Consider the following 11,850-nt stretch of genomic DNA (forward strand, 5'->3'; position numbering starts at 1 on the left):
GCTCTAGAGCTTGTACATACTAGTATGTATAAGTAGTCAGACTCTATAAGTAGTCAGATTCCGCGCATGTGAGCCGCCAAGACTCCACATGCGCGGACCACTGGAGCCCGCATGTGCAAGCTGCCAACCCCCGCGAGGCGCTTGCCTAGGGGAGTATAGCTTTAACCTAGCTTTAAATAACTGGGGTGGCAATTCTTAGTATGATGAATGGCAAGGTCGGCACTGCCTTCCGTCTCTTGGACACGCCTTCCTCGAGGGGCGGGGCTTGTCATACCTGTCCGGCAGATCCACGGGCCGCCGTCCCTTCGTCGCCGCCCCGCTCCATCGAGGGCCACGCAGGCGAACTACGCCGCACAGGCCTTGCCCCAGCTCCGAGCGAGCCTACCCGCAGGACGGCGTGGACATGGGCAACAACGCGTCCGAGACATGGGAGGCGCCGCGTCCGGGGAGGGGGAAGCCCGATGAACGTCGACGATTACAGACGGATGCGCCTCGCACTCGAAGACCGCCTCTGGGGGAATCGAGAGAGCCGCGAGCGTGCCGAGCAGGGAAACGAGATCCTGGAGATGATCGGCCGCGACATGCGCGCGTGGTCAGACGAGTTCGCCTACCTGACGCGCGGGATCCCCGACATGGACGCCAATGTGGCTGAGCTGCAGGATGGCGTGAACCGGTCCATGCTCGACATAGCCTACGGCTGTGACGAGCGGCTGCAGGAGCTCGATGCCGAGAGGCGTTCCATCGAGGACCACATGGAGTCGCTCGACGGCGAGTTTGCCCGCTGGGCGCGCGACGAGCGGGAGGCGGGCGGCACCCCTGGTGCGCCCGATGCAGGATGGGGAGGCAACCCAGGATGGGGAGGTGGCCGCTATGACAGGTGACGGCGAGAGGCTCTCGAACGAGGACCTCGCCAGGTCGTATACGGACAGCATCACCACCGACTTCGAGGCCGAAGAGGTCGGAGGCGTCGACGGCGACAACACGAGCGCCGCCGCGGGTGCCAAGAGCATGGCAGACGCCATACGCTCGCTCATGGCAGGCGCGGCAACCGAGGTGAACCTGGACGCAGCGGCAATCAGCGGCGTCGCTGGCGACTTTGCCGCCTGGGACGAGCTCATGTCCCGCTGAGAAGGAGGGGCGCATGGGGGCGATCATCAGACCAGCCGAACTCATCTCGATGCTCGACAGGAAGTCGGCCATGATGGACAGGGCCGGCGAAGAGTGCTCGGAGCGTCGACAAGCGGTGAGCGAGTTTTGCAACGACACCTACCTCACGGCCGAGGCGTGGGACGCAGCACGCAGTCGGCTCAGCAACTACAGCGTGCTCTACGCGGGCATCACAGAGGCCCTCGAGAGGGTCAGGTCGGCAGACGACACGGTCAGGGGCGCGCTCTCGTCCAACTTTGGAGCCGTCGCCGAGGTCAACGAGGACGAGTACGTACGGAAGAGGGACGAAGCCCAGAACATGCTCGACAGGATCGCAGAGCTGGAATGCACGCCCTACGGCAACGACCCTGGCTTCAGCGCCGGGCTCTCGCTCATGCGCTACTGGTGCGACCGAGCTCGCATCGCCGCCCAAGACATGCTCGACAGGATCGCGGACTACCTGGGCACCACCAACGGGATCTACGAGGGCGCCGGCTCCTGCTCCGACATGCTCGCCACGCTGGCCAGGGGCACGGCCTCCCTATCAGGATCCGAGTTCAGCAAGAGCGGCGTCGGTTGGCCCAGCGCGGCGGACGCGAGCTGGATCGGCGAGCTCAAGGACATGCTTGGGAGCAACGTCAAGTCCCTCGAGGACCTGTACAGCAACGGCGAGCTCGATGACGGGACGCTCGAGGGGATCTTCGACAGGCCCGTCGAGCTGTGGACCGACGGGGAGGCGACCGCCGTCGCGCAGCTCTACCGGAGGGCGGGCAGCCAAGCCGTCGGAGGCGACTCCACGCTGCTCGAGCGGTTCCTCAACGACGGCTATTGGTCATGCGAGGGGATGCGCCATATCGGCTATTCGAACTACCAGAGCCCCAACGAGATCTATATGGTCCGATACTCCATGCGGGACGGCCTCGCGGGGTTCCTCTCCGCCTATGCCGTCGCAACGACATCAGCCGCCTTTCAGGCCAACTCCCCGCTGGGCGACACAGAGAGGCTCCTCGCGAGCACCGCGGCGGGCCTCCTTGCCAGCGGGAGAACCTACACGCGCACCAAGGGCTTCGACTCGTACACCACTGCGGCAGCCGCCCTCAAGGAGCTGGGCCCCAACCTGAGCGTGAGCTACAACAGATCCGAGACCGTCCAAGACGGCAAGGGCGAGGAGCACACATACACCTACACGGAGGTCACATACGGAGGGCAAGTGGACGTCTCGGCCGACGGAGGGGGCAGTCTCTACTCCCACGGCGGCTTCGTCGCAATGACCGCGACGACAGACGTCAACGCCGCGTTCTCCGAGATGCGCGACATCGTCGCGGGCAGGAACTACAAGAACGAGTACCAAGCCGCCGGGGAGGGCTTCTGGGGTGCCGCCGGCGACGCGGTCACTGGCAAGGTCCTCGACGGCGTTCCCGTCCTCGGCACCGCGAGGAGCCTGGTCACCAGCACCGTCGAAAGCTACAGAGAGCAAAGTGCCGCCAACCATTCGATAGACACCGTCTTCGAGCTCGACCGGGCGGACACGGAAGCCCATTACAGCTTCTACGAGTACGGCACGCTCGTCTCGGACGCAAGCGGGGACGGCGCATACGTCGTGGCCCCCGGGTTTGCCAACGACGGGGATCGCCAGAAATTCACCAATGCATACAGCCAATATCGCTACGACAACACCAATGGTGGTACCACCTATGACAGCTACCTCGACTGGGCGCGATCGAAGCCCGAGGGTAGATACTCGATGACTTCCTCAGAAACTTGGATTGGTATGGAACCTCCGAACAACTATGAGATTGCAAATAACCCAGATTCCTTTGTCTGGGGTGATTCGAGTGCTAAGTGACGGGGAGGCGGATTGTGAGGAAACTAGGGGATGCCGCACGCCAAGCGATATTTGCTCTCGCAGCGATTACTGTCATGCTCGTCGCCGCCCTCCTCTGCGGCTGCGATGCGGGCTCACCGGAGGACCATAGTGGGGAGTGGTTCGTCATAGGAAGCCAGGGCGAGCCCGTCGGCACGGCCCGCTTCTCCGACGCCGACGGGTACGGCTTCGCGGCCAACGGGCTCGCAGCCGTGGAGGATGAGGAGACTGGCCTGTGGGGCTTCGTCGACGAGACGGGATCCTGGGCCGTCGAGCCGGCGTTCCTCAGAGCCCGCAAGTTCGCACCCAACGGACTGGCGGCGGCACAGGACGCAGAGACCGGCAGATGGGGCTTCGTCGACGAGACGGGATCCTGGGCCATAGAGCCCCGATACGCGGACGCCTGGTCGTTCTACGACAACGGCACGACGCAGGTACAGGACGAGTCGAGCCTCGACATCGTCTGGCTGGACGAGGAGGGCAAGGTCGTCGAGGGCGCAACCGCCGTGCGCCCGTGGGCCAGGAAGGACGACGGGACAGGGTTGTACGGCATCGCGGCGGCCGGCGGGGACTGGCTGTGCGAGCCTGCCTTCTCCTACCTGCAGACCGACCGCCACTCCGACTACCTCCTCGCCCGGCCGCAGGGCTCGGGGCTCTGCGGCGTCGTCGACGCGGGCGGCGCTTGGGTCGTCGGGCCCGCCTACGCCGACCTGGTCGTCGCCTTCGACGCCGACCCGCTTGCGGCGAAGGACCCCGAGACGGGACTCTGGGGCTACGTCGGCTGGGACGTCGGCTGGGTGGTACAGCCGGCCTTCTCCGACGCGACGCGCATGGGCGACAACGGACACGCGCTCGCGAGGATGCCCTGACCTCGACCCGGCTTTGGCTAGGGCTTCTTACCCCTTCCCGATGCGCCCTGAGAGCTAGCCCCCCGGCGTGCGCGTGCCTTGAGGGTGTTGGGGTTGAGCCTGTCCTCAAGCTCGCAGACGCGCGAGAAGAGCTCCTCGCCGTCACTGAACCACTGGGCGTGGACCCAGTATCTTCCACGTAGGAAGCCATCATTGTCCATGCGTACGTACATGCGCAGCTCAGAGGGATACTCGCGCACCCTGATGTCATGGACGTCCTTGAGGCGATAGCTGTCGGTGCGCCCCAGGGACTCGAAGGATATGCACTCCTCTGAGATGGTGATGGTACGCGGATACGCCTTTGACACGAAGGTCTTGAAGGCACCGTAGGTCGCGACGACGACCAGGACCGCCATCAGACCGGGCACGACGCCACGGACGGCGAAGGCGGCACAGACCACGGCAATCGCAATACAGATGACGCCCTGGCCCACGACCTCCCACATGAAACGTCCTCGTGCGTATGTGTAGGTCTTCTCTTCCATCTCTCTCCAACCGGCCAGACGCAATGCAGAATGCAACGCGGAAGGTCCCGCGGACGAATCCGCAGGACCCAGCGTGGCGCCTTATGGGTCGAGCGCGCGAGAGGCGCCGCCCGATCCCAGCCTTGATCCCAGCCTAGGCGTTGCTCCTGGCCTTGGCCGCAGACTCGTGAAGCTCGGAGGCCTCCCTCAAGATGCGCGCCCGGTTCCATACGGCCAGAGCGATGACCGCCGCGCCCAGGACGATCAGGCCCGCGAAGGTCCCCAGCGTGCCAACACGAACGATGAGCCAGCTCAGGGGGTTGGCACCGTCGCAGATCGACGAGATGGCCGCAGCGCCGCCCATGTCGAAGTTGACGTTGGCCGCAGCGGTGGTGATGAGCGGCGAGAGGTCGGTGGCGATGTAGAAGCCGACGGCCAGCACGATGATGCCGACGATCAGGCCACGGAAGCCGTTCTCATGCACGATCGGGGTGATCAGGACGAACATGTAGGGGATGCAGGCAAGGTCGGCCAAGGGGACGACCTTGTTGCCCGGCAGGACGAAGGCCAGGAAGACGGCGACGGGAACCAGAATCAGGGCCAGCGTCAGGGTCACGGGGTGACCGGTGCCGACGGCGGAGTCGAGGCCGATGTAGATCTTGCCGCGCGAGGCGAAATGCTTCTGGATGAACGCGGAGGCGGCGTCGGAGATGGGAAGCAGGCCCTCCATCAGCAGGGCGGCCATGCGGGGGATGAGGACCATGACGGCACCCATCGCGACCGCGATGTAGAGGAAGGACTGGGTGGTGGTGCCATCGGCGTTGGTGGTGGGCAGAAAGCCGTAGCCTGCGAGGACTCCGATGATCAGGCCGATGATGGACCCCAGCATGACGGGGTCGCCAAAAACGCCAAACTGCTTCTGGAGCCCGCGCACGTCTATGTTGATGTCCTTGATGACAGGGACGCGGTCGAGGACCCAGTCGACGGCGAAGGCGATGGGCGCGTAGGCACCCGCGAAGCCGTGGGGGATCGAGACGCCGGGAAGGCCGAGGGACTCCTCGACGAGCGGGGCGGTGAGGTCCCCGATGACGAGAACGATGACCTCGTTGACGATGGCGGCGGCGATGCCCAGGCCCACGTTGTTGGTCACGACGGCGACGAGGGCGCCCGTGAAGGCGAAGTGCCAGTAGTTCCAGATGTCGACGTCGGCGGTCTGCGTGGTGTTGGTGAGCAGCATGAGCACGTTCACCAAAAGCCCCAACGGGATGATGATCGTCCCGACGACGGAGCCCATGGCGATGGCCGAGGCTGCGGGCCATCCCACGTCCATCACGGACAGCGCCAGACCGAAGCGCTCGACCATAGCCGAGACGGCGGAGGCAAGGTCGGTGCCCATGAGCTGGTTGATGACCAGATTCAGGCCAATGAAGCCGATGCCGACGGTGAGGCCGGCCTTGAGGCTCTTGCCAAGGCCCGCGCCAAAGCAGACCCCGATGATGGTCAGCACGACGGGCATGACCACGGAGACGCCCAGGCTGGACAGCCCGTTGAAGAAGCCAACGATAACGTCCATTGATGTACTCCTCACTACACGCAGGCGATACGTATGCGGGACGCCGGGGCGCGCCCCATGAGGCGTCCCCTACTGCCTCATGAAATCGACGATCTGCTGCTCGATGGCGGCCTTGCCGATACCGGTCAGGAAGGGGATACCCGAGATGAAGGGGCACTCGATGCCGTCGGGCTTGGCGGTGGTGGCGATCATGAGATCCGCACCCTTGGACTTGCCGACGGCCTCTGCGATGGAGCACTGCTGGATGCGGTACTCGCCGGCAAAGCCGTTGGAGTCGAGGAGGTCGGAGATCTTGGCGACGACGGCCGTAGAGGTAGCGACGCCAGAACCGCAGGCGATGATGATGTCCTTCATGACTCTTCCTTTCGACGGAGACCCAAGACCCCTCTGCGCTCTTGCCAGGGGGCATCACAGAGTGTACACGACCTGCGGGAGGGCTACTCCCCCATCACGATGACGCGAACCTTGCGGGCGCGCCTGCGGGTGAGGATGCCGACCTCGTCGGCACGGGCGATGGTCGCCGCAAGTTCGTGAACGCCCAGGGGATTCTCGGCGTGGTTCAGGAAGGTGGCCCTGACGCCAGCCGCGGCCAGGCCTCAGGCTCTCCATGGATTGTGCGCAGGGGATGAGGTGCGGGCAGTTCTCGACGACCCAGGGCAAGTCGATGAGCTGTGCGGTGAACAGACACTCGAAGTCATACCGCTCACAGAGCCCGTCGGCCTTCCTGGCCAGCCTGCGGACGTCCTCGCCATAGAGATAGGACTTGGGGTTGACGACGAAGAACGGGCTGCGGAGCCTGGCTTTCTCCATGCTCTCCTCTTTTCGTGACGTCTGTGAAGAACTCGTCATGGGTGAGCATAGCAAGCACGGGGACAACTTATATAGATTTTAAGGGACAAGTCTCGCCGACAACAGCCATGGACGGACTTGAGGCGACGGGCGACTTCTGCGACGGGCGGGTCCGCTAACGGGACTGGACGGCATCCCCCACAATCGCCTGACCGGCAGGCAACCAGGTCACGCTGCGCTCGATGGGGGTGCCGTCCTCGACGCGAATGAGCTGGTTCACGGTCATGACGGGGGCGTTCTTGTCACAGCGCAGGTAGGCGCCGTGCTCCGAACCCGCGATGCGTGCCGAGTAGCTCATGGTGCTGCGCACGATCCTGAGGCCGGAGCAGCGTTCGACCGCGTCGAACGCGGACTCGCGCGTGTAGTCGGCCTCGTCCAGGCCGGGACAAGCGACTATGTTCATCCACGACTCCTGGCAGAGCACCGGTGCCCCCTCGACGGTGCGCACGCGCCTCAGGAACAGAAGTGGCGTGCCCTGGGGCAGCTGCAGGCAGTTCGTGATGTCCAACGGCGCAGGCATGACCTGGTTGCACAGGACGTAGGTCTTGAAGTCCTTCCCCTGCTCACGCAGGGACGCGGCAAACGAGAGGGGCCTCACCCCCGAGGGGTGGGACAGCCCCCCCTCCGAGACGAACGTGCCCCTGCCGTGCTCCTGTATGACGAGGCCCTCATCCACCAGCACCTTGATGGCACGCCGCACCGTACCTCGACTGAGTCCGAAGGCATCCATGAGCTCGTGCTCCGAGGGGATGCGAGAGTTGGTGGACCACTGGTGCGCGTAGACCTTTCCGCGGATGAAGTCTGCAAGGGCCTCGTAGAGCGGTCCTGCGACATCCTGCGGCAGCTCCGCGCCCACAAGGTCGTCGCTGTTTGACCGACGTTGCCCCTCGCGCATGCGGTCCTGCCGCTTGTGTGGCTGTACGTCCGACGGTCTCCCAAGGATGTCCAGGCGGGGGTTTGGCATGTCAGGCTCCCAGATCGATTGTGTGGGGAACGGGTTTGGCCCCACAAACATACACCCGATTCTCAGGGCCGGATGGGACCTTTTGCTATACTTGGGAGTTGCGTCCCCATCGTCTAGCGGTCAGGACATCGCCCTTTCAAGGCGACGACACGAGTTCGAGTCTCGTTGGGGGCACCAACGCATGCGTCGGGCCGTGGGCTTCTCGCCCACGGCCCCTTCGCTGCCACCGTCATCCTTCGTAGCATGAGAGGGCGCACATGGCCCAGACAGGTGACGACAGGGACGCCAAGGCAAGGTCGCTCGACGCCAGCCTGCACGAGCAGCTGTACTATCAGCTGTACAGCATCCTCTTCGAGGACATCGTCAACGGCACGTACCCCGTCGGAGAGCAGATCCCGTCAGAGACCGAGCTCATGGAGCGCTACTCTGTGAGTCGTGCGACCGTGCGCAGGTCCATGGAGATCCTGGTGAACAACGGGCTCATCGTGCGCAGGCGCGGCCGGGGCTCGCAGGTCGTCTCGAGCAAGCCGGCAACCGCGCTCAAGAGCGTGGGTTCGTGCATCAAGCGCACCCACCCCGATCGGGTCGTGCCCGTCAAGAGGGTCGTGTCCGCCCAGATCGTGGGTGCCGAGGGCACGGCAGCCCGCGAGCTGGGCGTCGAGGAGGGGCGCGAGCTCTACCGCCTCGAGCGCATCCGCTGCTCGGCTGGCGTCCCCTACTATCTGGAGACCATCTACCTCACGCGCGACTTCGCGCCCAACGCCCTGGACCATGACTTCTCGGGCGAGTCGCTCCGCGCGTACTACGCCAACATCCTGCACGTCAGATGGACCCATGCCCGCCAGCGCGTCAGCGCGCGGGCGGCCGACGCACGCTGCGCGGGGCTTCTGGGGATCGCCGAGGGGAGTGCGATCCTCTCGGTCGACAGGACGTCCTTCGACCACGACGACATCGCCCGCGAGTACATGACCTCGCTCTACCGCTCCGACCAGTTCTACCTCGACATGTCCCTCGAGGCTTGAGGCCCCGGCGGCCGGGGGACGCTGGTAGGGGCGGTGGGGTTCGAACCCACAAGCCTTGCGGCGAGGGATTTTAAGTCCCCTGCGTATGCCAATTCCGCCACGCCCCCAGCGCAGGCAAGGGCGCTGTAGCACCTCGGAGCGCCCAAAGGCCACCACAGCGTCACACCACGGTACCACATGGCCCCCATACAGGCCGCGCTATCTCAGCGACGACAGGCGCGGCCGCCACGGAAGGGGACACCCTCCTCCCCGCACCGCTGCCGCGACGCAGAGGGAGAGGCCGAACAGCAGGTCGCTCTCGCTTACCGTGAGGACGTCGAAGCTGGCCTGCGCCATCAGCTCGGCCACCACCACGGCCCCGCCCAGTATCACGCTGGCGCGCTGGGGTTGCAGCCCCGCAAGCCGGCTCCTCTCGGCCACCGTTAGGGTTGCCAGTCGATGGGCCATGCCCTCGACCGTCGCCCGAGAGAGGTCGCTCAGGTGCACGCGGCGGGAGTCGTAAGGCTCGAGCTCCTCGTCGATCGCAACGAGGCTGGTCACGGTGCCGCCCGTGACCACAAGGCGCTCCGGAGCGGAAGTAAGGACGCTCCCCTTTGCCAGGGCATCCGAGAAGAGCTCTGCCACAAAGCTGCGGGCGGCGTCCACGTCCTGCGGGAGAGGTGGGTCGTTACGGGAGAGGAAGCGCTCCGTCACCCTGCGGCAGCCGACATCGACCGAGCAGACCGCATCAAGGGCGAGGCCGGCACCTGAGAGCGTCCCCGCAGCCAGCTCGGTGGAGCCACCGCCACTGTCCGCGACCAGGATGCGTCGCCCGATGAAGTCCCGGGCCACGCCCAGGAAGGTGAGCGAGCCCTCAAGGGACCCCGCAATCACCTGCGCGTCCAGGCCACGCTGCACGAGCCGCGCCAGCAAGGCGTCGGAGTTGCCCGCATCGCGGGCCGCCGAGGTGAGCGTGCAGCAGGCGACGGGGGCGCCGGCCTCGCGCGCACAGGCGAGGTAGGCGTCGACGCAGGAGAGGACGCGCTCGGCCGCGACGTCCGAGATGCGGCCCGTCTGCGTCAGACCCTCGCCCAGGTTGCAGATGGTCGACTGCTTGAGCAGACGGGCGACGTGCTCGCCATCCACGTCGGCGATCGCCAGGCGGGCGGTGACGGTGCCGATGTCGATGACGGCTACTCGTTCCATGTCGCCTCCGGGTCGTACGCAAACAGGAGGTCAAGGACCTTTGTCAGGGCGGGGCGCTTGTCCTCGTAGGCCTTCCTCGCAGAGGGATCGGCCTGCTCGCCGGCGGGCAGGCCGCTCACGACGACGCTCGTCTCCCCCTCGCTCACATACCCACGCTCGCGCGCCTCGTCCTGGATGCCCTCGGGCGTCATCAGGCGGTCGCGCTCCGCCGCGAGCTCGTCGTTTGCCGCGTTGAGCGCGTCAAAGCGCGCCTGCAGGTCCTCGCCCGTGCGGCGGGCATCGTAGTAGTCGCGCAGCGGCACGTACACCATCCCCAGGGCGGCGGCGATCGCCAGCACGACGACGAGGGCGCGCTGGTGGGCACCGAGGAGGCCGATGACGCGCTGCAGACGTCCTCGCATCGTGCGTCTGGGTGCCTGGGCGCGTGTGTCCTGCGCATCCCGGGAGACGCGGTCGCGGGCGGGACGGGCGTCGCGGGCGGGACGGGCGTCGAAGGCGGTGACATCACGGGCGGGACGGGCATCGCGGGCGGCGGCATCGATGCGGGAGGGGTGACCCTTGCAGACGGCCTGACCACCGCGCACGTCCGTACGCCGATGGGCAGTCGGGCGAGATGGACGTGCCTCGTTCGATATGTCACTCTGATGGGTCATGCCGTCGCTTCGTCTCAGCTGTGTTTGCAAGGCAGGGCGCCATGCGCCTTGGACTCAGTTATAGCAGAGCCCCGTGCGAGCGGCCTCCCTACCGGGCGCGCTCCTCGTGCTTCACACGGTCCCAAAGGTCGTTGAGCCGCTCGGCACCCAGAGCGTCCAGGTCGAGTCCCTCCTCACGCGCAATGGCCTCCATGCGTCCCCAGCGCCGACGGAACTTGCGGTTGCTTGCCTCGAGGGCCTCCTCGGCATCGACGCCCTCGAAGCGGGCCACGTTCACGAGCGAGAACAGGATGTCGCCAAACTCCTCCGTAGCGGCATCGCTGCCCCGCTCCTCACGCTCGAACTCGCGCCGCTCACTTTCTGCCTGCGCCCACACGGACGCGACGTCCTCCCACTCGAAGCCCGCCTTCGCCGCGCGCTTCGAGATCTTCTGCGCCTGCATGAGCGCAGGCAGGGAGTGGGGGACGCTGTCGAGAAGGCCTGGCTCCACCTCATCCGATGCCAGCCCCCTGGCCGCACGCTCGGCTCGCTTCACGCCGTCCCAGACGTCCATGACCTCCGCCGCGCTGTCGGGCGAATCCTCTCTGGAAAGGTCACCGAAGACGTGGGGGTGACGGCGCACGAGCTTCTCGTTCAGCTCGCGGCAGACGTCGTCGAGCGTGAACTCACCAGCGTCCGCGGCGATCTGGGCGTGGAGAAGGACCTGCTCGAGCACGTCACCGAGCTCCTCTCGCATGTGAGGGGCATCGTCCTGCTCGATGGCGTCGACGGCCTCGTAGGCCTCCTCTATCAGGTTGCGCGTGAGCGAGCCGTGCGTCTGCTCCTTGTCCCAGGGGCAGCCGTCCGGCTGGCGCAGGCGCCAGATGGTGCGCACGAGACGGTCGAACTCGGGATGCGTACCGGGCGCGCCCGCGCGGGTGCGGGTCTGAGCGTCGACGTCGTCCGAGTGCCCCCCGCGCACACCCCGGGCGCACGACCTCGTCTTAGCGAAAGTGCCGATCTTCAAAAGAAGCCACCCCTAAGAGCTCTACGATGCCGATGGTGATACCGTTTATGATGCCGTAGTGTACACCAGACACCGCCGCAAGGAATGCTACGAGAAAGCTGGCTGATGCTGCGGCCTCACGAGGTCGCTTCGCTCAGCGATGGTGTTCCACGATGGGGCCCATGGTTCATGTCAGTCGCGGTCATGAGAATGCCACCTGCGGCAACGAGCATGAAG

The 11,850-nt window shown here is 65.7% G+C and carries 12 protein-coding genes, 2 tRNA genes and 1 pseudogene; 6 read left to right on the forward strand and 9 right to left on the reverse strand.

The features are described from left to right. Positions 1–461: 461 nt before the first annotated feature. The 4 genes from OLSU_RS09200 to OLSU_RS08465 are packed head-to-tail and all read left to right on the forward strand — an operon-like array spanning position 462 to position 3,879. Complete coding sequence (locus OLSU_RS09200; protein WP_013252531.1) at positions 462–881, forward strand: hypothetical protein; 420 nt, start codon at positions 462–464, stop codon at positions 879–881. After that, positions 871–1,128 (forward strand): hypothetical protein, encoded by a 258-nt coding sequence (locus OLSU_RS09205; protein WP_013252532.1) that lies wholly within the window; start codon positions 871–873, stop codon positions 1,126–1,128. The genes OLSU_RS09200 and OLSU_RS09205 overlap by 11 nt, the downstream gene beginning before the upstream one ends. A 13-nt stretch (positions 1,129–1,141) precedes the next feature. Continuing rightward, the gene (locus OLSU_RS08460) at positions 1,142–2,992 is read left to right on the forward strand and encodes a hypothetical protein (RefSeq protein ID WP_013252533.1); all 1,851 of its coding nucleotides are present in this window, start codon (positions 1,142–1,144) and stop codon (positions 2,990–2,992) included. A 14-nt stretch (positions 2,993–3,006) separates the two neighbouring features. Continuing rightward, entirely contained in the window at positions 3,007–3,879 is an 873-nt protein-coding gene (locus OLSU_RS08465; protein ID WP_013252534.1) for a WG repeat-containing protein, read from the forward strand. A gap of 17 nt (positions 3,880–3,896) precedes the next feature. Here OLSU_RS08465 and OLSU_RS08470 read toward each other — a convergent pair whose 3' ends face one another. The 5 genes and pseudogenes from OLSU_RS08470 to OLSU_RS08490 form a co-directional block, all read right to left on the reverse strand. After that, entirely contained in the window at positions 3,897–4,403 is a 507-nt protein-coding gene (locus tag OLSU_RS08470) for a hypothetical protein (protein WP_236697223.1), read from the reverse strand. A gap of 133 nt (positions 4,404–4,536) precedes the next feature. Further along, positions 4,537–5,955 (reverse strand): PTS galactitol transporter subunit IIC, encoded by a 1,419-nt coding sequence (locus OLSU_RS08475; protein ID WP_013252536.1) that lies wholly within the window; start codon positions 5,953–5,955, stop codon positions 4,537–4,539. Between the two features lie 69 nt (positions 5,956–6,024). After that, positions 6,025–6,309 (reverse strand): PTS sugar transporter subunit IIB, encoded by a 285-nt coding sequence (locus tag OLSU_RS08480; RefSeq protein ID WP_013252537.1) that lies wholly within the window; start codon positions 6,307–6,309, stop codon positions 6,025–6,027. A 128-nt stretch (positions 6,310–6,437) separates the two neighbouring features. Then, positions 6,438–6,765: pseudogene (locus tag OLSU_RS09855) on the reverse strand (triose-phosphate isomerase); the annotation flags it as partial. Positions 6,766–6,919: 154 nt separating this feature from the next. Continuing rightward, complete coding sequence (locus OLSU_RS08490; RefSeq protein WP_013252538.1) at positions 6,920–7,768, reverse strand: GntR family transcriptional regulator; 849 nt, start codon at positions 7,766–7,768, stop codon at positions 6,920–6,922. Between the two features lie 102 nt (positions 7,769–7,870). Here OLSU_RS08490 and OLSU_RS08495 point away from each other — a divergent pair. After that, positions 7,871–7,945 (forward strand) — tRNA-Glu (locus OLSU_RS08495). Between the two features lie 80 nt (positions 7,946–8,025). After that, positions 8,026–8,790: a GntR family transcriptional regulator gene (locus tag OLSU_RS08500; RefSeq protein ID WP_013252539.1), complete on the forward strand. Its 765-nt coding sequence runs from the start codon at positions 8,026–8,028 to the stop codon at positions 8,788–8,790. Positions 8,791–8,812: 22 nt separating this feature from the next. Here the strand turns inward: OLSU_RS08500 and OLSU_RS08505 are convergent. The 4 genes from OLSU_RS08505 to mazG all read right to left on the reverse strand — a co-directional run bounded on the left by OLSU_RS08505 (position 8,813) and on the right by mazG (position 11,634). Next, a tRNA-Leu gene (locus tag OLSU_RS08505) sits at positions 8,813–8,897 on the reverse strand. 91 nt (positions 8,898–8,988) lie between these two features. Beyond that, on the reverse strand, positions 8,989–9,975 hold the full coding sequence (locus OLSU_RS08510) for a Ppx/GppA phosphatase family protein (protein ID WP_013252540.1): 987 nt from the start codon (positions 9,973–9,975) through the stop codon (positions 8,989–8,991). Beyond that, a complete protein-coding gene (locus OLSU_RS08515) occupies positions 9,963–10,559 on the reverse strand; it encodes an FtsB family cell division protein (protein ID WP_148219079.1) in 597 nt (198 codons plus the stop codon). Before OLSU_RS08515 ends, OLSU_RS08510 begins: the two co-directional genes overlap by 13 nt. Before the next feature lie 157 nt (positions 10,560–10,716). Further along, entirely contained in the window at positions 10,717–11,634 is a 918-nt protein-coding gene (gene mazG / locus OLSU_RS08520) for a nucleoside triphosphate pyrophosphohydrolase (RefSeq protein WP_013252542.1), read from the reverse strand. Between the last annotated feature and the right edge of the window lie 216 nt (positions 11,635–11,850).

The organism is Olsenella uli DSM 7084 (assembly GCF_000143845.1).
Taxonomy (GTDB): domain Bacteria; phylum Actinomycetota; class Coriobacteriia; order Coriobacteriales; family Atopobiaceae; genus Olsenella; species Olsenella uli.